The organism is Streptomonospora sediminis, assembly GCF_054778995.1.
In genome coordinates this window covers 83630-102790 of sequence record NZ_BAAGYZ010000069.1, presented here as the reverse complement: position 1 = coordinate 102790, position 19161 = coordinate 83630, and the positions used below count along the sequence as shown (strand labels likewise).

The window sequence follows — 19161 nt, the reverse complement described above, 5'->3', positions numbered from 1 at the left end:
TGCACCACCGCTGGCGTAGCGGTGGTGGCGGGGCCCGCTGCACGGCGCGGCGTGCGCTCGGCGGCAAGCCGGCTTGCTCGCTGCGCGAGCTGCGCCCCATTGCCGCAGCCTCGGGGGCGGCCCGCTCTTGGTGTTCCCGGAGGGCGCCTCCGGCGCAGCCGAGCGGCGGCCTTCAGCTACGCCGAGCACGATGAAAAACGCTCACTGCCCGGGTTCCGCCGCCGGTGCGGGCTCGCGGTTGCGTGGTTGTTCCGCCGCCTTGCGCAGGGGGTGGAGCACACCGGCGAGCACGACGACCGCGGCGCCTGCGATCGGGACGACGAGCAGGCCGATGCGCAGCGCGGTGGCGTCGGCGACCAGGCCCACCAGGGGCGGGGAGAGCAGAAAGCCCAGGCGCATCAGCCAGGAGACCACCGTCAGCCCGGTACCCCGGCGCAACCCCGGAAGTTCGTCGGCCTCGTGCATCGCCGCAGGTACCAGCGTTGCGACACCGAGCCCGGCGGCGCCGAAGCCGATAATCGTGCCGGGGATCGTCGGGAACGCCAGCGCTACCCCCATGCCCGCTGCGGCGGTCAGCCCGCCTGCGCGCGCGACGGTGCGCTGGCCGAACCGGTCCACGAGCCGGTCGCCGATGATGCGGCCGATGAACTGCGCGCCGATGAGGGCGATGAAGCCGGTCGCCGCAAGCGCGGCCGGTGCGTGCAGGGACTCCGCCAGGTACAGCGTCGCCCAGGTGTTGCCCGCGTCCTCCACCATCGTGCCGGCCATCGCGATCACGACCAGGGCGGCGATCACCAACACGGTCCGCGGACGGATTCCGCGCGGCGCCGCCGCAGCCGCATCCGCCCCGGTAGCCGCCTCGGCGTCGTCGTCGCCGTCGCGGCCGGGCAGGCAGAACCGCAGCGCGGCAAGCGCGACACCGGTGAACACCGCGGCGGAAACGCCCAGATGCACACCGAGCGGCAGGCCCGCGGCGATCGCCCCGGCGGCCATCGACCCGCCCAGTACCCCGCCGATGGACCACAGCGCGTGGAAGGAGTTGATGATCGAGCGGCCGTACCGGCGCTGGACGCGCAGCCCGTGGGCGTTCTGCGCGACATCGGTGGCGGCATCCGCGGCCCCGGCGCAGAACAGCGCCACTGCGAAGGCGACCGCCGAAGGCGCCAACCCGGCCGCCAACAGGCCCAGGCCGGTCACGGCCGTGCCCGCCACGGCCGTCCGCGCCGACCCGAACCGGCGGATCAGCACCCCGGCGGCCAGGCCGGCGACGATCGCGCCGGTCGGAAACGCCGCGACCGCCGCGCCGTAGAGCGCGTTGCCCATGTCCAGGTCGGCTTTGATCTGCGGGTACCGCGGGATGACGTTGGCGAGCAGGGCGCCGTTGGTCAAAAACAGCGCAGCGACCGCGGCCCGGGCGCGGCGATCGGATAACGGAGGAGTGGGGGCGGCATCGAGCGACATGTGTACGATCGTACACATGACCGCGTACTTCCCCGATGACCCCCGCACCAACCGGGAGCGGATGCTCGCCGGCGACCTCTACATCGCCGATGACCCCGAGAACGACCGGCGCGCGCAGCGGGCCGTCCGGCTCGCCGAGGGCTACCGCCGGGCGTTCGCCGACGGCGAGCCCGGCGCCCGCTCGTGGCTGGCCGCGCTGATCGGCGACCTGGGCGAGGACGCGCACGTCAAACCGCCGCTGTTCGTGGACTACGGCGACCACATCACCATCGGCCCGCGCACGTTCGCCAACCACAACCTCACCGCGCTCGACGTCGCACCGATCACGATCGGCGCCGACTGCCAAATCGGGCCGAACGTGCAGTTGCTGACCCCCACGCACCCGATCGAGCCCCAGCCCCGGCGCGACAAGCTCGAAGCCGCCCTGCCGATCACCATCGGCGACAATGTCTGGCTCGGCGGCGGGGCCATCGTGTGCCCGGGCGTCACGATCGGCGCCGACTCCGTCGTCGGCGCGGGATCGGTCGTGACGCGCGATATCCCCGCAGGCGTCGTCGCCGTCGGCAACCCCGCCCGCGTCACCCGGAGGATCTGAGACCGCCATGACCGAACCGGCCGACCCCGCTGAACCGGCCGAACCGGCCGCCGCCGCGGGCGGCTCCCGGCGCCGCCGCCACGACCCCGACCGCAGGGAGCGGATCGTGCGCGCATGCCTGGACGTGATCGCCGAGCGGGGCGTGGCCGGCACCTCCCACCGCCACGTCGCCGCGGCGGCCGGTGTCCCGCTGGGCTCGATGACCTACCACTTCACCGGTATGGCCGAGCTGCTGCACGCGGCCTTCGCCCGGTTCTCCCGGACGGTCAGCGACGGATTCGAGCGCCGGATGGCCGCCGCCGCGGACGCCGAGGAAGCCAAGCGGGCCGTCGTCGCGATCATCACCGAGGACGTGTTCGGTACGCACCGCGACCTGGTGGTGACCCACGAGCTCTACACCCTCGCCGCACGCGATCCGGCCTACCGCGACCTCACCAACGCGTGGATGGCCGGCAGCCGCGCCGCGCTGGAACGGCATTTCGATCCGACCACGGCGCGGCTCATCGACGCGCTCATCGAGGGGTTGACCATCCACAGCGCCCTGGACACCGCACCCCAGGACCGCGCCCTCGTGGTCGCCGCGGTCGAACGGATCACCCGGGCGCCCGCCTAGCCGGCGGCGGTACCGGCCGGCACCGCCGCCGCCCGGTTCAGCGGCCGCGGACCGCGAAGCGCTCCACGGCCAAGGTGCCTCCGTCGACCCGCGCGCCGAAGCCGTAGCGGTACCGGCCGCGGACCGCGGGGTCGTCAAGCCGCGCGTAGCGGCCTGCATCGGCGGTGAACAGGTACTGCCAAGCACCGCCGCCGGCCATCGCGTATGCGGTGAGCCGGTCGCCGTGCACGACGCACGCCAGCCGGGCGTCCGGTCCGGGGTAGTCGATCCGCCCGTCGAGCTGCTTGATGCGTTCGGCGGCCAGGTCGCCGTCGATCCGGACGTCCCAGCCGGTGCGTTTGCGCCGGTGGTTGTACCAGACCAGCAGGTAGTTGTCCGCGTCGGCGACCAGTCCTGCGAACAGGGTGTCCTGGTCGGCCGCTGCACTCCCGGCATACGAGCGCTGGCTCACGACCATCGCGGCCGGCGACTCCGCGGCGGCGCGGTCCGAGCGCAGCAGCGCGAAAGCGGGCGCCCCGTCGGCCGCCGCGGTGAGCGCACCGCCGGTGCTGCGCACGGTCCCGGGGCGCTGCTCCGGATCCGGTGCGAGCACGGTGAATCCGGAGAGCCCGTGCTCGAACCCCTGATCCAGGACCGGGACGGGGTAGTTCCCCCGGGTGGGGGCGGGCGGCGGCAGGCCGACGTCGCGCAGGTGCTTGTCCAGGGCCGCCTGCAGTGCCCGCGTCCGGCCGGGCATCCGGTCGGCGAGGTCCGCAGACTCGCCTGGGTCGGCGGTGAGGTCGTACAGTTCGGCCCGGCCGCTGTGCAGGTAGCGCAGCAGCTTGTACCGGCCGCGCCGGACCGAGGCGGTCGGCGCCCCGGGGTCGTGCCAGTGCGGGTAGACCCAGAACAGGTCGCCGCGCCGGGGTGCCGCGCCCCCGGCCAACAGGCCCGCGAACCCGGTCCCGTCCAGATGCTGTCCCGGCGGCCTGGCGACGCCGGCGGTGTCGAGCAGGGTGGGCATGAAGTCGACGGTGCTGAACGGCGTGTCGACGACCCGGCCGCCGGGGCCGGCCGGGTGGTAGGCGATCATCGGCACCCGCACACCGCCCTCGTAGAGGGTGGCCTTGCTGCCCCGGAACGGGGTGCTGGTCGCCACTCTGGCTTCGCCGCCGTTGTCCGACAGCAGCAGGATCACCGTGTTGCCGGCGATGCCGAGCCCGCGCAGCGTCTCCCGGATCGAGCCGACGCCGTTGTCGATGACCTCCAGCATCGCCGCCAGGACCGGGTTGCTGCCGGGTTCTCCGGCGCCCGGCTTGGCCGCGTACTTGTCGATCAGCGGCTGCGGGGCCGCCAGCTTGGTATGGGTGGCGTAGTGCGACAGGTAGAGGAAGAACGGCTGCCCGTCGTTGCGGGCGCGCGTGATGAACTCCACGGCCTCCAGGTTCAGCCGGTCGGTGAGGTACTCGTCCTCCTCGCGCGCGGGCAGGTCCGGCAGCATGAAGTACGGGTGGAAGTAGTCGCCGCCCGCGATGTACTTCTGCTCCGAGGCGATGACCTCGGTGAAGCCGTGGGACCAGGGGTTGCCGGGCCGGTCGCGCACCGGGCCGGTATAGGTCTCGCTCAGGTGCCACTTGCCGATGAGGCCGGTGCGGTAGCCCGCGTCGCGCAGTGTCTCGGGCAGGGTGCGGTGGCCGGTCGGCAGGTGGTCGTCGCCGCGGGCCCCGAGGAACTCGGTGATGCCCACCCGCGCCGGGTACTGGCCGGTCATGATGCTGGCACGGGTCGGCGAGCAGACCGGAGCCGCGGTGTAGCCGGCCTCGAACCTGATCCCGTCCGCGGCCAGGCGGTCCATGTGCGGTGTCTCGTTGAACGTGTTGCCGAAGCAGCCCAGCTCCCGCTGGGCCAGATCGTCGATGAGCACGACGACGATGTTGGGCTGTGCCGCGGCCGCGGCGGACTGGGCGCCCGCCGCCGAGGCGGCGGCGCCACCGAGGCCGGCGGCGGCCAGCCCCCGCAGCACTGTGCGCCGGTCCGGCATCTCTGCTGCCATTGCGATGACCTCCGTGTAAGCGGTATCCCGCGGTTACAACGTTGTAACTCCTGTATTTCTGCTACGTCAACCCGTATTTCCGCAGGAATTCGTTGCTTAGTGCGGCCACCGCCGCCACCGGCCCTTGACGCGCCGGCCGGCGTGCAGCGACGCTCAGCCCGTGCGGACGCAGGCAGCCCTCACTGGCCGCCCATCCCCGTCGTGGCGACGCTGTTGACGATCTGCCGTTGGAACAGCACGAACACGACCACCATCGGCGCCGCCGCCACCATCGACGCGGCCAGCTGCGAGGCGTAGAAGGTCCCGTAGGAGTCCAGGATGTTCGGGATGCCCACCGGCAGCGTCATCAGCGCCGGGTCGGTCGTGACGATGAACGGCCACAGGTAGTTGTTCCAGGCGGTGATGAACACGAAGATCGACGCCGCCGCGAGGATGGGCCGCGACAGCGGCATGATCACCGTGGCGAACAGCCGCCAGTACGACGCCCCGTCCATGCGGGCCGCCTCGTCCAGCTCGCGCGGCACCGCGTCGAAGAACCGTTTGAGTACGAACACGATGATCGGCGACACCAGTTGCGGCAGGATCACGGCGGTGTAGGTGTCGACCAGATCCAGCGACACCATCTGCTGGAACAGCGGCACGATGAGCAGTTGCGGCGGCACCACGATCGCCGCGACCGTGAAGGCCATCAGCGCCGCGCGGCCCCGGAACTCCATGCGCGACATCGCGAAGGCCGCCGGGGCCGCCACCGCGATCGTCAGCACGGTGACCAGCACGGCGATGACCAGGCTGTTGAACATCCACGACTGGACGTTGCCGGCCGCGAACAGGTTGCGGTACTGCTCCAGGGTGAACCCGGTCTCGGGGACCAGGCTCGGCGGCAGCGACACCGCGTCCTCTTCGGTCTTGAACGAGGTGATCAGGCCCCACACCATGGGCGCCAGCCACAGCACCGCCAGGACCACCAGCGCCGACATGGCGGCGATCCGCGGTCCGCGGCCCCCGCCCAGTACCAGGTCGCGCTGCCGGGCGCGGTCGCGGGCGAACTCGGCCCGCCGCGCCGCACGGAAACTCTGCGTTGCCATGTCAGCCCTTTCTCCGCGCGCTCACCCGGAACTGGACGGCGGCGACTCCGAGGACGAGCGCCAGGAACAGGTAGGAGACGGCGGCGCCGTAGCCGAACCGGTATCCGGTGAATCCCACGTCGTAGATGTAGAGCAGCAGCGAGCGGGTCGCCTCGCCCGGTCCGCCGCCGGTCAGCAGGTAGATCTGGTCGAAGACCTTCAGCGACGCCAGCACCTGCAGCAGCAGCACGACCACCGTGGTGCCGCGCAGCTGGGGCAGCGTGACGTAGCGCAGCCGGGCCCAGGCGCCCGCGCCGTCCAGCGCGGCGGCCTCGTACAGGTGGCCGGGGATCGACTGCAGGGCCGCCAGGTACAGCAGGAAGTTGAACCCGACCGTCCACCACACCGTGGTCAGGGCAATCGACCATATCGCCACGTGCTCGTCGGTGAGCCAGCCCAGGCCCTCCATCCCGAACAGCCCCAGGGCCTGGTTGAACAGGCCGAAGTCCTCCACGTACAGGAAGTCCCACACCAGCGCCACGGTGGCCACCGGCAGCAGGAACGGCAGAAAGAACGACAGCCGCCACAGCCACTGGCCGGGCAGCCCGGTGTGCACCAGGGTCGCCATGGTCAGCGCGACCACCACCAGGGGGACCGTGGTGATGAGCGTGAACACGACGGTGTTGCCCAAGGTGCGCCACACCATCGGATCGCCCAGTGCCTCGGTGTAGTTGTCCAGCCCGATGAACGCGCCGCCCGCCCCGTTGAGGGCGATGTCGGTGAGGCTCATCCACAGGCCGTTCAGCAGCGGCCAGACCAGGAACAGCCCGTACACCGCGAGGAAGGGCAGCAGGAACAGCGCGGGCGAATCGGCGATGCGCAGCCGCAGCCGCGCGGCGCCGGGGCGGCCCTGCGGGGAACCGGAACCGGCGTGCCGGCGGGCGCCGATGCGGTCGGGGGCTTCGGTGGGCGCACTCATTGCAGACCTCCCGGGTTGGTCCGGGCGGCCCAGGAGTTCAGGGTCCGCTCCAGGTGCTCCACCGCGGCTTCGGGCCCGTCGCCGGTCAGGGCCGTGCGCAGCACCTCGCTCACGTCGGTGTGGAACTGCGAGCCGGCTCCGGCGAACCACACCTCGGGGTCGAGCACCGGGGTGTCGCCCGCGGGTGCGTAGTCGGACTGCGGGGTCAGCGCCTGGTACTCCCGCGACTCCGCGACCGGCGAGTAGGCCGGGATGTGGCCGGCCTTGCCCCAGGTCAGGCTATTGCGCACCATCAGCGCCACGAACTCGTGGGCGGCGCGCGTGCGCTCGGGGTCGGGGTTCGACTGCCGGGGCAGCACAAAGGAGTGGGAGTCGGCGTAGCCGCCGGGTTGCTCGAAGACAGTGGGGAACGGCGCCGCCCCCAGGTTCTCCACGCTTTCCGACAGGTAGGGCAGTTCCCACTCGCCGCACATGAGCATCCCCGAACGCCCGGAGGCGAAGGCCGCCAGGGCGGTGGGGTAGGTCAAATCCGGTGGCGATGTCTCACCGTCGAGCAGGTCGGCGAGGAAGGTGAAGACCCGCAGCGCGGCGCCGCGGTCGAACTCGGCCGGCCCGCCCTCGGGCAGGCGCATCGACGCTCCGGTCTGGTTGTACAGCATCCAGAACAGCCGCCACCCCTGGGAGTCGTCGTTGACGTGGCCGTAGGAGATGCCGTTGCCGCCGCCTGTCTCGGCCAGCGCCCGGGAGGCCGCAAGGAAACCCTCGGGGGAGTCCATGCCGGTCAGCTTGCCGTCGCCGTCGAGGAGCCCGGCCCGGTCGGCCAGCTCGGTGTCGTAGAAGACGATCATCGGGTGGGCGTCCAGCGGAACCGCGTAGGTCACGCCGTCGTGGATGCCGCGCTGCCACAGGTCGGGGACGAAGTCCTCAGGCTTGACCCCGAACTCGGCCAGCAGGTCCAGGTCGAAGGGTTCGAGCAGGCCGCCGGGGGCGTAGCCGGGCAGGCGGGACAGGTGCAGCACGGCGGTCTCGGGGGCGCGCCCGCCGACCGAGGCCACGGCCAGTTTGGTGTAGTACGGCGGGCCCCAGGCCAGCGTGCTGGAGGTGACGCTCAGGTGCGGGGCCGCGTCGCGCACCGCGTCCAGCATGGTTTGGACCAGGGCGCCGTCGCCGCCCTGGAACAGGCTCCAGAACCGCACCTGTGTCGTCGGCCCTGCGCCGGAACCGGGGGCGCATCCGGCGGCGCCCAGGGCCGATCCCAGGGCGAGGGCGCCCGTGCCCAGCAGCATGCTGCGCCGGGAGAGCGGGGGAGCGGACCCGGTCGGTGGACCGGCCCTGTGTGGCACGTGCGGCATCGGCGGCCTCCAAGGAACAACGGAAACGGGAGGAGGGGAGTTCAGGGGTTTTCACGGGGGCGGGGAGGGGGCGCAACGGGGGCCGGTGGCCGGGCGGTGGCCGGGCCCCGCCCGGCGGGCGTGCTCACTCGGGCCGGGGCTCGCCTTGCTCGTAGGCGGCCGGCCTGCGCTGCGCGGCGGCGATGCGGGCGGTGTCGAGCTTTTCGCTCCGGTCGAACCGGTAGATGCCGTTGCGCTCCTGGAACACGTCGGTGAGCTGGGTGTAGCAGTAACCGAACATGCCCGGGTTCTCCAGCAGCACGCCCGTCAGCCCTTCGAAACGGGTGTGGAACTCCTCCAGGGTCTGCGGGTCGCTGCCGTAGCCCCACGACCGCTCACCTCCGGCGGCGCCGGGGTCCCAGCGGATCCCGCCGAACTCGCTGCAGAAGTAGGGCTGCCCGCGGTAGGGCACCGACCATTCGCGGCCGTCCGCACCCCGGTTGACGTAGGGGGCGTCCTCGGCCAGGCCGCGCATCTGCTCGCGGAACGCCGCGGGGTCCTGCTCGTAGCTGTGCGAGTCGTAGACATCGGTCTCGGGAACCCGGTGGGAGTAGCCCGAGGCGTCGATCACCGGACGGGACGGGTCGATCGCCTTGGTGGCCAGGAACATCGCCCGGGTCACGTCGTCCAGGGCGGTGAAGCGGTCGTGCAGCCGCTGGAAGGTTTCGTTGAGCGGGCACCACCCGATGACGCTGGGGTGGGAGTAGTCGCGCTCCACGGCCTCGGACCACTGGGCCGCATAGGAGGCGTCCGGGCGCTGGTTGTCGTCGGCCGCACCGCCGGGCAAGGCGCACCCCCAGTCGCCGAACTCGCCCCAGACCAGGTAGCCGAGCCGGTCGGCGTGGTACAGGAAACGCTCCTCGAAGACCTTCTGGTGCAGGCGCGCACCGTTGAACCCGGCTTGCAACCCCAGTTCGATGTCGCGCACCAGGGCGGTGTCGTCGGGCGCGGTCATCAGCCCGCCGGGGTAGTAGCCCTGGTCCAGGACCAGGCGCTGGAAAACCCGCCGGCCGTTGATCAGTACCGCCTTGCCTCGGATGGAGACCGACCGCAGGCCCGCGTAGGAGTCGGCGGTGTCGACCACCTCGCCTGCCGGGCCGAGCAGTTCCAGCCGCAGCGTGTACAGGTGCGGGTCCTCGGGCGACCAGGCGCGGCGCCGCTCCTGGGGCACCGGCAGAGTCAGCCGGGGCGCGGGGTCGAGGTCGGCGCGGGCCTCGGCCGCGGCGACCTCGCCGTCCGCGTCGCCCAGGACGGCGCGCACCCGCAGTCCCTCGGCCGTCGCCGACAGCGGCAGGCTCAGGTGGAACGCCCCGTTGGCCAGGTCCGGCGTGATGCGGGGCCGGCGCAGGTGGATGTCGGGGACCGGCTCCAGCCACACGGTCTGCCAGATCCCGGTGGTGCGCGTGTAGTGGCACCCCGAATTGGCGTACCAGGTGGCCTGCTTGCCGCGGGCCTGCGGGCCGTGCCGGCTGTCGCGGGCCCGCACGACCACCACGGCCTCGTCGCCGGGGCCGGCGATCCCGGACAGGTCGGCGGTGAAGGGGGTGAAGCCGCCGCGGTGGCGGGCGGCCTCGACACCGTTGACCCACACCGTCGTGTCGTAGTCGACGGCCTGGAAGTGCAGCAGCACCCGCCGGCCCGCCCAGGCGCCGGGGATGCGGACGCTGCGCCGGTACCAGACCGCCTCCATGAAGTCGGTGTCGGCCACACCGGACAGTTCCGATTCCGGGCAGAACGGGACGGTGATGGTGCCGGACGGTTCGGCGTCCAGCAGGCCCCGTTCCAGCCCGCTGTCGCCGCGGTCGGTCTCAAAGCCCCAGGTGCCGTTGAGGCACAGCCAGTCGGGGCGGGTGAGCTGCGGGCGCGGGTACTCGGGACGGGGCACAGCGGCGGATCCGTCCTCGGGCCGGGGCTGGTGTTGGGGCTGGGCTTGCGTCGGCACGGAGGTCTGCTCCTTCTCGCGGCGGCGTGCTGTGACTGGCGTCACCGGAAATGTCAGCACATTTTTACATCGATGTAAATCCCTCCATCCAAAGGTCATGCGGTTTCGGGGAAGCAGCGGGCCGCGCGGGGCCGGCCGGGCGGTCGGCGGCGGGGCACGGGCTAGGATGGCGCCGATGGGAGGTGGACGTGGGCACGAGGCCGCGTATCAAGGACGTCGCGCGTCATGCCGGGGTCTCGGAGAAAACGGTTTCCAACGTTATTAACCGCCATCCGCACGTCCGGCCCGCCAAGCGCGCCGCCGTCGAGGCCGCCATCGCCGCGCTGGACTACCGGGTCAACCTGGCAGGCCGCCACCTGCGCCGCGGCCAGACCGGTGTGATCGCGCTGGTCGTGCCCGAACTCGACCTCGGCTACTTCGCCGAGCTCGCCGACCTGGTCATCCGCGAGGCCGAACGCCGCTCGCACACCGTTCTGGTCCACCAGAGCGAGGCACGCCGCGAACGCGAGGAATCCGCCCTCGACGGCTTCGGCACCGACTTCGTCGACGGCGTCATCCTCAGCCCGCTGGCCATGGACGACAGCGACCTGCACGCCTACCCGTCCCGGCTGCCGGTCGTGCTCCTGGGCGAGATCCCCCGCACGGTCCCGCGCAGCCACGTCGCGATCGACAACGTGGCCGCCGCGCGCGAGGCGACCGGCCACCTGCTCGACGCCGGACGCACCCGCATCGCGGTGGTGGGCGGCCGGCCGCCCGGACCGTCGGGGACCGCCGAACTCCGCACCCGGGGCCACCGCGCGGCCCTTGAGGCGCGGGGCGTCGCCTACGACCCCGCGCTGGTGCGCCCGGCCGGGCACTTCCACTGGCGCGACGGAGCCCAGTTGGCAGCCGAGCTCATAGCCGGCCCCGGGCCGCGACCCGATGCCCTGCTGTGCATGAACGACCTGTTGGCGCTGGGGGCGATGCGCGCGCTGCACGACGCCGGGGTGCGGGTTCCCGAGGATGTGGCGGTGGTCGGGTTCGACGACATCGCCCCCGGGCGCTACTCCGTGCCGAGCCTGACCACCGTTGCCCCCGACAAGCCGTGCCTGGCCGGCGAGGCCGTGCAGCTGCTGCTGCAGGCGGTCGGGGCCCGCCCCGGTGCCGCGGTCGCGGATGCCGACGCGGACACAGTGCTCGCGCGGGAGGCCGGCCCGGCCGACCCGCAGGCCGCCAAGGTCGTGGTCGGCCACACCCTCGTCGTCCGCGAAAGCAGCGGCACCGCGGCCTGAGGCCCCTGTTGGCCGTCGGGTCCTCCTGTCCCGCCCGTGCAGGCGGGGGAGTGCGGAGCCGTGCCGGATCCGCCCGCGGACCCCCGTCGCGGGCGGATCCGGCCGGTGTCACCGCGCGGAATAGACCTCCGCGCGGTCGATGGTGACGATGGAGTCACCGGACTGTGCGGGCTTTTCCCCGGTGACCGTGACGGTCAGGGTGTGCTCACCGGGCCCGAGTTCGGGGCTGAGATAGGTGCGGTGCTCTCCGATCCGCAGCTTGTCGTAGTAGCTCACCGGCTCCGAGGGCGGCCCGCCGTCGACGGAGAACGTCGCGTAGCCGTGATCGCTGTCGAGGGCCCCGTAGACCGCGATCCGCGAGCCGGTGAAGTGGTAGGTGGCCGTGGCGCCGGCCTGGCCGGTGTAGTGGTCGTCGCCGTTGAAGCAGTGGACCCCGCAGCGGCCGCCCGCGGTCCAGTCGCCCTCGTAGGACACCCGCGGCCCGCTCTGGCCGGTGGCGGTGTCGTCGATCGCGGTGCTGCCCGCACCCGGGTCGCCGGAGGGCAGCGGTTGGGACGCGCCGGCGGGCAGCGGTTCGCCGAGGTCGGGGGTGCCATCGGCGGTCCAGCCGATGCGCTGGGCGCGCGTGGAACGGTACGAGTAGGTGTACTCGGGGGTGTTCTTGGCGTGGTAAGCGATCCAGTCCTCGGTGCCGTCGGGCGACTTGAAGAAGAAGTGGTGCCCCGGCCCCCACACGCCGGCCGCGTCGTTGCGGCTGAACAGCGGCCCCGGCAGCTGCTCCCAGGCGCCGGCGGACAGCGGGTCGCCATCCTCGGGTAGCGCGATCGACCAGATCTGGTAGTCGGGTTTGCCGGTGTCGCAGGTCGAATAGGTGAGGAAGGTCTTACCGTCGCGGTACAGCGGCGTGGGCCCCTCCCGGACCTCCGGGCAGCCGCCCTCGTTGGGCAGCGCGACCGGTTCGCCCTGAATCGACCAGGGGTTGCGCATTCGCGCGGCGTAGAGCTGCTGGGGTCCGCCGTCGAATCCGCGTCCGGGACTGCTCCAGGCGAAGTAGGGCTGCCCGTCGTGCATGAACGGTTCGCCGTCGATGGCGTAGGTGCCGGTGTCGGCGATCTTCGACTTGAAATGGTACGGGCCGGCGGGGTCGTCGCCGGCCGACTCCAGCACGTAGAGCCGGTGGCTGGCGTCGCGCTCGACCGGGTCGGTCAGCCTGCTGTCGGCGGCCGTGTAGTACAGGTACCAGCGCGGCCCGTCCTCGGTTTGGAACCGGTGCAGCGCCGGAGCCCACAGTTCGGTGTTGCGGGTTGGGTTGTTGTCGCGCCACACGACCACCGGTTCGGCGTTGGCGAGGGTGGCCAGGCTGGGCGACTTCCAGACCGAGATGCGGTCGCCCTGGGTGGCGGACAGGTAGTAGTTCCCGTCGTGGTGGACGACCGTTGGATCGGCGCCGGGGTTGAGGGGATTGCGGAACTCCCCGCTCTGCGCGGGTCCGGCGGGAACCGGCGGCCGGGCCGGTTCGGCGTTGGCGGTTGCGGTGGCGAAGGGGAGCATGAGCAGCGCGAGGATCAGCGCGCCGATGGCCATCACATGCCGTTGCGAGCGGAGGGACGTGGACGTGCGTGGTGACATCGCTGCTTCCTGTCCGAAGAGGAATGCCGGTCTGCCCGGACACTGCTTTTTTACATCGTTGTAAATGCTGGGTAAAGCCTCCCGCGCTCGATAATTTCGGCCGGGCGGGCGTCTGTCCCTTATGTCGGGTTTCGGGTTGGTATTCGGAGATGACCCTGTAGTAACGCCCGTCTGAGCAGTGAAATCTCGGCATTACTGCAGATCATTTCGGTGCGCCGGGTGCCCGCCGCCTGCGGGCGGCAACCCGGGGATGCGGGGGCTCGCCACGGGGCGGGGACGGCGTTCTAGGATTGGCCGACGGCGCCGCACCCGGCGTACTCGCGCAGCTCTTTTCCCCGGGGGGCCATTGGTGGCGGGACCACACCGCAACGAGGCGGCGGACAATTCGGGCCAGTTCGTCCAGGCGGGCACCGTGCACGGTGGCGTCCACCTGCACCTCCCGCCGGTGCCCCCGCCGCCGCGGGCCGGCCAGGCCCCGCCCGCCGATCGCAAGTACACCAACCGCGAGGCCGAGTTCGCGCGGATCGACGCCGTCGCCGCCGACGTCGTCCGGCAGGGCCGCAGCGGGACCGTCGTCATCGGCGGCCCAGCGGGCATCGGCAAGAGCGCCATGCTCGCGGAGGCGGCCGACCGGCTGGCCGGGCGCTTCGACGGCGGCGTCCTGCACTGCGACCTCGCCGCCGTGCGCGACCGCGAACGCAACGCGGACTTCCCGGCGGCGCTGCGCCGGCTGCTGTCGCACCTGCAGGTCGCCGACAGCGCCGCGGAAACCGATACCGCGGCACTCGTGGCGCGCCTGCGCGACGTCACCGCGGGCAGGCGCGTGCTCCTGCTGCTCGACGGCGCACTCTCGGCGGGCGAACTCGGCCACTTCACCCTGGGCGCCGGTCCCAACCTCGTCGTGGCGGCCTGCGCACCCGGGTTCACCGGCACCGCCGAGCTGGTCAGCCGGGGCGCCGAGTCGTTCCGGCTGCGCGAACTGCGGCCCCTCGACGGAACCCGGCTGCTGCGCGAGTTCCACGCGGTCGGCCGCAGAACCGAGGACCGGAGCGAGCACGACAGCGCCGAGCGGCTCGCCGACCTGTGCGGCGGCCTGCCGTCGGCACTGCGGATGGCGGCGGGGCTGCTGGAGTCCCAGGAGGACCTCACCATCGGCAAACTCGTCGAGGCCGTTGTCGCACGCCAGCGCAGCGTGCCGGGCCTGTCCGGCGTCGACGCCGTGGTCGACATCGCACTGTCCGGCCTCGGCGACGAGGAACGGCGCCTGCTGGACCTCCTCGCCGCGCACCCCGGACGCTTCTTCCCGCCCGAGCTCGGGCACCTTGCGCTGGGCGAGCGCGCCCCGCAGGTCATGGACCGGTTGTGCGAGGCCAGCGTGCTGCGCCCGGTGGCGAATTCGGGCCGCAGCATCGTCGAACTCGTCCGCACCCGCATCCACAGCGGGAGTGCCGGTCCCGCCGGGGAACCGGCGGACCCTGCTGCCTCCGACGGCTCCGGCCGGCGCGCCGTCGACACCGCCGCCATCCTGCGCTTCTTCACCGTCTCCCACCACCGGGCCGACCTCGCCAGCCTGGGCGAGCGCCACCGGCTCGCCGACAGCCTGGACACGGCCGAACTCACCGTCGCACCCGCCGACTACCGTGCCCCGTTCGACAGCCGCAGGGAAGCCGCCGACTGGCAGGACACCCACCTGGTCCACATTCCCGAGCTGATGCGGCTGGCCGTCGACCTCGACAGGCCGGTCGCCGCGTTCCTGCTCGCCGACTACTGCTGGCCGGCCTGCTATGGGCGCCGGCGCCTGGCGATCGGCACCTCGGTCTACGGCTATGCCCTGCAGATCGCCCGGCTCGCCGGCCACCGCGCGGCCGAAACCCGGTTCGCCGTCTACTCGGCCCGGCTGTACCTCGAACTGGGCGACGGGGCCCGAGCCGAGCAACTGGTCGAAGAGGCCGCTCGGGCGGCCGATGCAGCAGGCGGCGAGTTGGACCGGGCCGTCGTCCTGGAGGCCCGCGGGCTCCTGGCGGGGCGGTCCTCCCGCACAGACGGCGACGACGCCCACGACCTACTGCTGCGCTCCCGCGAGATCCACCGGCGGCTGCGCCGACCGCGGGGCGACGCGCTGCAGACCTACCAGCTCGGCGACAACGCCCGCCGCACCGGCGACCTGCAGACCGCCGAGGCCGAATTGCTCGACGCCGAGCGGATCGCCGACCGCAGGCTGGCGGAGCTGCACGCTGCCGGCGACGAGCCCAGCGCCCGGTGGCTGGCCGACGACTGGGAGCTGCTGCGGGCCCGCGTCCGGCTGGCGCTGGCCCGCACCCTCCTGGACACCGACCGGGGCGGGCAGGCAAGGGCTAAGGCCGACGCGGCCTGGCAAGTCTTCACCCGGGTGGCCGAACCGGTCAAGGAGGTGCAGGCGGCGCGGTTCCTCGCCGACGCCGCCACCCGCGACGGCGACGCCGAGCAGGCGCGCGACCTGCTCCGCCACGTCGAACGGCTGGCCGAGCACTACCACCTGGACCAGGTGGCCGCCGAAACCCGCCGCGAACTCTCCCGCAGCACAGGCGGGGCCGCCGGCGAGCAGTGACCTGGGAAGTGCCCCCGGACACCGGTCGCGGCCGGCGGACCGCGGTACCTCACATCCCCGGGCCTGCGCCACCGGCGGCCTCGTCGTCCCCAAGAAAGCGAAAATCGAGCGGGGGGGGGTCGGCTCTCAGCCGTAAGGTCTGTTCGCCCACCTCAAGCAGCAACCGCTCGCGCCAGGCCCGCCACGGCCGCCGGTCCCGTGCCCACCAGGCCGCGGCGGCGGCCAGCACGGCGGCGTCCAGCGGTGCCGATTCGCCGTAGACGCGCATGGCCTGCCCGCAGCGGTGCAGCAGCAGCGCACAGTGCTCGCCGACCGAAGCCGTCGCCAAGACGGCCTTGGGGTGGGCGGTGAGCCGGTCCCGCATCCACGCAAGAGCCTCGGCCTCGGTCCGGCCGCGGCGGTGCGACCAGGCGTCGGCCGAATCCCAGCGCGGGATGATCGCGTCCTCGGCGTCGACCACCAGCAGGCGGTCGGCCGCTGCGGAGGGCGCTCCGGCGGGAAACCGGCGCACACGCAGCCGTGCCGGTCCGCCCGGCGGCACAGCGGGCACCTCGCCGGCGATCCGCCAGGCGGTGGGGTCGTCCGGCGCCTCCGGCACATCGGGCAGCGGCAGGTACCGCGCGGCGGCGCCGGGCTCGGGCAGCTCCAGCAGGGAGTACAGCAGCGAACGCAGCCGCGCGGCCGACCCGCCCGGGTGGTCGATCAGCGTGTCGGCCGCAGGAGCGGCCGGGCCCCGGGCGGCGTGCTCCACCTGTTCCAGCACACCCCCGGGTGCGATGCGCGGCAGGGCGGCCCCGAACCCGATGAGGGGCGAGCCGGGATCGATGTCGGCCGTGTCGAAGGCGGCCAGCAGCACGGGGCGACCCAGCGCCGCCGCGTAGGAGGTCACCGATCCGGTGTCGCCCACCACCAGGTCGGCGGCGATGAGCGCGGCGCGCCACCCCTCGAACGGGGGGATCAGTGCCAGCCCGGCCTCGATCTCGTCGGCGAACCACAGTTCGAGCTGTCCGCGGCCCCGCTCGTACCAGACGTTGGGGTGGGCGACCAGCGACACCCGGTACTCGTCCTCGGGCAGTTCGGCGAGCAGCTCCCGCACGAGCTCGCGCTGGGCGCCCAGCAGCGAACCGCGGTTCCACGTCGACGTGACGACGACCAGGCGCCGGTTCCGGACGCGCAGCGCCTCCCGGTAGCGTTCGCGGCGCCCCAGCGCCGCCAGCATCCGGTCGAAGGCCGGGTCGCCCACAACGGCACCGCGCTCGGCCGCCGGCGGGCAGCTCTGCTTGAGGCGGTCCGCCTGCTCCTGGTGGGACAGCACGATGCGCTCGGGAAACGGCCGCCCGTCGCGCAGCAGCTCGGAGGGGTCGAGCCCGGAAGCGTGGGACAGCGAGCCCGGCGCGGAGCCGACCCGGCGGTTGTGGCCCGCGCCGTGCGGCATGAGGACCAGGGGAGTCGACAGTTCGTGCAGGCCGCCCTTGGTACTGGCCGCCAGCGCCAGGTGGTAGTCCGCGGCCGTGGCCACCGCCTCGTCCCAGGGGATGATCCGCTCGACGCCCGCCGCCCGCAGGAGCGGCACGACCCCGGCGGCCGAGCGCGAACCCGGCATCGCCGTGAAGGTGACCCCGATCCGGTCGTCGGACAGCAGCGCCGAGACGTCGAGGAGGCGGCCGGCTGCGGGGACGCTGCGTGCTACGGCCAGGACCTCCCGGTCGGGAGCAAAGGTCGCCCAAACGTCGGATCGGGGCTGCACTGGCGGTGGCGGCTTCCTGGGTTGCTGGTTCGTTGGTTGCCCGGCTCGGTGGCTCGCTGGGTCGGCGGGGCCGTGTCCGGTGGCCGTTCCCCGGTGGGACACGGATCCGGTCGGCTGATCCGGCCGACTGATCAGCATAGGGGAGGTGCCGCGCACAGGCCGCGCGGGGTCGGCCCGGAGCCGGAACTCCGGGTGCGCCCGGGGCCCGCGCGCACATCCGCTCCGCCGCTGCAACACTCGCCCGCCTTGGGACACATGCCGGGTGTGGACACCAAGAAAGGGGGCCATCGCCCGCAAGGGCCGGTGTACCGGGGCGGGTACCCGGCGGTCATCCGCATGCCCATGCCCGTGGCCGTGTCTGGCGTGCGGCGTGTCCTTCCGAGCCGCGGAACGGACTCGGGGAGATACTCCAGGTAGCGGCGCCTGCCCGGTGCGGCCGGTCCCCGAGGCGGCCCCCGACGGCCGGCCCAGCCCACCGAGCCTGTGCCGACCGGGAAGCCGAGAACCCGCCATGAAACCGAGGCCCCTGCTCCTGCGCGCCGCGGCCGTCGCCGCGCTGCTCACCCCCGCCGTGGCGGCACCGCAGTTGGCCGCGCAGCCCGCCGGGCAGGTGGCCCATGCCGCGGTGCACCGGGCGCCGGGCGGGCAGCCCGGGACGCAGCGGTCCGGGACGCACCTGGAGAACACGTTCGAAAGGCCCGCTGCCGGCAGCACCTACCCCCTCAGCGAGTGGCGCGCGGACGGCTGGTACGCGCCGCGGTCCCGCGGCCTGGGCGAGCGGACCCTGGTCGACGGCGCCACCCCGGCGCACAGCGGCGACCATTCGCTGCGGGTGCTGTACCCCGAGGGCGGGATCGGGGTCGCGGAATCGGGGGCGTGGGCGCCCTTCGAGCTGGACAAGGCGCGCGAGTACCACCTGTCCATGTGGGTCAGGTTCGGCGCGGACTTCAGCTGGGGCAGCGGCAAGTACGGCGGCAAGATCGGCATCGGCCTCGCGGGCGGCGGCGCGTGCTCCGGCGGCCGCACCTGCGACGGCACGAACGGCTTCACGTCGCGGTTCATCTGGCGGCGCGCCGACGGCGCTGCGGCGCTGTACTACTACCACATGGACAAGAAGGGCACCTACGGCGACTACGTCATGCTGAAGCAGGGCGGCGCGGACGGCCCCGCCATCAACTGGCCCAGGGGCGAGTGGGTGAACGTCGTGCAGCGGGTCAAGACCAACACGGTCACCGGCGGCCGGGCCAACGCCGACGGCGAGATCGAGGCGTTCTACAACGGCCGCTCCGTCGCCGAGGTGACCGGCCTGCGTTTCGTCACCAACAACGACCAGGTCGACAAGGCCTACTTCTCCAGCTTCGCCGGCGGCTCCTCCCCGGAGTACGCCCCCCGACACGACAGCCACATCTGGTACGACGACATCAAGGTCTCCACCGACCCGGCGGACATCTGCGAACTCGGCAACAGCTGCCGGTAACCGGCGAGCGGAACGGGCCGGGCCGCCCGGTGCACTGACGATCATGCAGAAATGCCCGCGTTTTACGGCTGGGACGGACATCTCTGCATGATCATCGCCGGGCGCCGCGCAGTAGGACAGCGACCCGCCAAGCACACGCTAGCTGTTCTGTCCCGTGAGGTTGGTGACGCGGAAGGCGGGAGGGCCGTCGATCGCGGTGTGGAACCGGTGGTGATTGTAGTGGTGCAGCCAGTCACCGAAGGCCTCCCGCCGCTCGCTCTCGGAGGTATAGGCCCGGGAGTAGGCCCATTCGTCGGCCAGGGTGCGGTGGAAGCGTTCGACCTTGCCGTTGGTCTGGGGCCGGTAGGGGCGGGTGCGCTTGTGCATGATCCCC

The 19161-nt window shown here is 72.6% G+C and carries 13 protein-coding genes and 1 pseudogene; 5 read left to right on the top strand and 9 right to left on the bottom strand.

Annotated elements, in window-relative coordinates; all coding sequences use genetic code 11:
- Nucleotides 1-201: 201 nt before the first annotated feature.
- A complete protein-coding gene (locus ACYVD5_RS14165; RefSeq protein ID WP_461001491.1) occupies nucleotides 202-1461 on the bottom strand; it encodes an MFS transporter in 1260 nt (419 codons plus the stop codon).
- Nucleotides 1462-1477: 16 nt separating this feature from the next.
- Here ACYVD5_RS14165 and ACYVD5_RS14160 point away from each other — a divergent pair, with 16 nt between their 5' ends.
- The gene (locus ACYVD5_RS14160) at nucleotides 1478-2056 is read left to right on the top strand and encodes a sugar O-acetyltransferase (protein WP_461001490.1); all 579 of its coding nucleotides are present in this window, start codon (nucleotides 1478-1480) and stop codon (nucleotides 2054-2056) included.
- Between the two features lie 7 nt (nucleotides 2057-2063).
- Nucleotides 2064-2669 carry a TetR/AcrR family transcriptional regulator gene (locus ACYVD5_RS14155; protein WP_461001489.1) on the top strand — a complete coding sequence of 202 codons (606 nt, stop codon included), beginning with the start codon at nucleotides 2064-2066 and terminating at the stop codon, nucleotides 2667-2669.
- A 37-nt stretch (nucleotides 2670-2706) separates the two neighbouring features.
- Here the strand turns inward: ACYVD5_RS14155 and ACYVD5_RS14150 are convergent, their stop codons facing one another.
- The 5 genes from ACYVD5_RS14150 to ACYVD5_RS14130 form a co-directional block, all read right to left on the bottom strand.
- Nucleotides 2707-4701, bottom strand: a complete 1995-nt coding sequence (locus ACYVD5_RS14150; protein ID WP_461001488.1) for a sulfatase — start codon at nucleotides 4699-4701, stop codon at nucleotides 2707-2709.
- 179 nt (nucleotides 4702-4880) lie between these two features.
- Complete coding sequence (locus tag ACYVD5_RS14145; RefSeq protein WP_461001487.1) at nucleotides 4881-5786, bottom strand: carbohydrate ABC transporter permease; 906 nt, start codon at nucleotides 5784-5786, stop codon at nucleotides 4881-4883.
- Between the two features lies 1 nt (nucleotide 5787).
- Nucleotides 5788-6744: a carbohydrate ABC transporter permease gene (locus ACYVD5_RS14140; protein WP_461001486.1), complete on the bottom strand. Its 957-nt coding sequence runs from the start codon at nucleotides 6742-6744 to the stop codon at nucleotides 5788-5790.
- Nucleotides 6741-8096 carry an extracellular solute-binding protein gene (locus ACYVD5_RS14135; RefSeq protein ID WP_461001485.1) on the bottom strand — a complete coding sequence of 452 codons (1356 nt, stop codon included), beginning with the start codon at nucleotides 8094-8096 and terminating at the stop codon, nucleotides 6741-6743. The genes ACYVD5_RS14140 and ACYVD5_RS14135 overlap by 4 nt, the downstream gene beginning before the upstream one ends.
- 124 nt (nucleotides 8097-8220) lie before the next feature.
- Nucleotides 8221-10077, bottom strand: a complete 1857-nt coding sequence (locus tag ACYVD5_RS14130) for a glycoside hydrolase family 2 protein (protein ID WP_461001484.1) — start codon at nucleotides 10075-10077, stop codon at nucleotides 8221-8223.
- 188 nt (nucleotides 10078-10265) lie between these two features.
- Between ACYVD5_RS14130 and ACYVD5_RS14125 the strand changes: the two genes are divergently transcribed.
- Nucleotides 10266-11348, top strand: coding sequence for a LacI family DNA-binding transcriptional regulator (locus tag ACYVD5_RS14125; protein ID WP_461001483.1), 1083 nt, complete (start codon nucleotides 10266-10268; stop codon nucleotides 11346-11348).
- A gap of 108 nt (nucleotides 11349-11456) precedes the next feature.
- Here ACYVD5_RS14125 and ACYVD5_RS14120 read toward each other — a convergent pair whose 3' ends face one another.
- Nucleotides 11457-12977 (bottom strand): glycoside hydrolase family 43 protein, encoded by a 1521-nt coding sequence (locus ACYVD5_RS14120; RefSeq protein ID WP_461001482.1) that lies wholly within the window; start codon nucleotides 12975-12977, stop codon nucleotides 11457-11459.
- 349 nt (nucleotides 12978-13326) lie between these two features.
- Here ACYVD5_RS14120 and ACYVD5_RS14115 point away from each other — a divergent pair, with 349 nt between their 5' ends.
- Nucleotides 13327-15564 (top strand): NB-ARC domain-containing protein, encoded by a 2238-nt coding sequence (locus ACYVD5_RS14115; RefSeq protein ID WP_461001481.1) that lies wholly within the window; start codon nucleotides 13327-13329, stop codon nucleotides 15562-15564.
- Between the two features lie 49 nt (nucleotides 15565-15613).
- Here ACYVD5_RS14115 and ACYVD5_RS14110 read toward each other — a convergent pair whose 3' ends face one another.
- Nucleotides 15614-17311, bottom strand: coding sequence for a translation initiation factor IF-2 (locus tag ACYVD5_RS14110; RefSeq protein WP_461001480.1), 1698 nt, complete (start codon nucleotides 17309-17311; stop codon nucleotides 15614-15616).
- A gap of 511 nt (nucleotides 17312-17822) precedes the next feature.
- Here ACYVD5_RS14110 and ACYVD5_RS14105 point away from each other — a divergent pair.
- Nucleotides 17823-18788 carry a polysaccharide lyase gene (locus tag ACYVD5_RS14105; protein WP_461001479.1) on the top strand — a complete coding sequence of 322 codons (966 nt, stop codon included), beginning with the start codon at nucleotides 17823-17825 and terminating at the stop codon, nucleotides 18786-18788.
- A gap of 138 nt (nucleotides 18789-18926) precedes the next feature.
- Here the strand turns inward: ACYVD5_RS14105 and ACYVD5_RS14100 are convergent.
- Nucleotides 18927-19160: pseudogene (locus ACYVD5_RS14100) on the bottom strand (integrase core domain-containing protein); the annotation flags it as partial.
- Between the last annotated feature and the right edge of the window lies 1 nt (nucleotide 19161).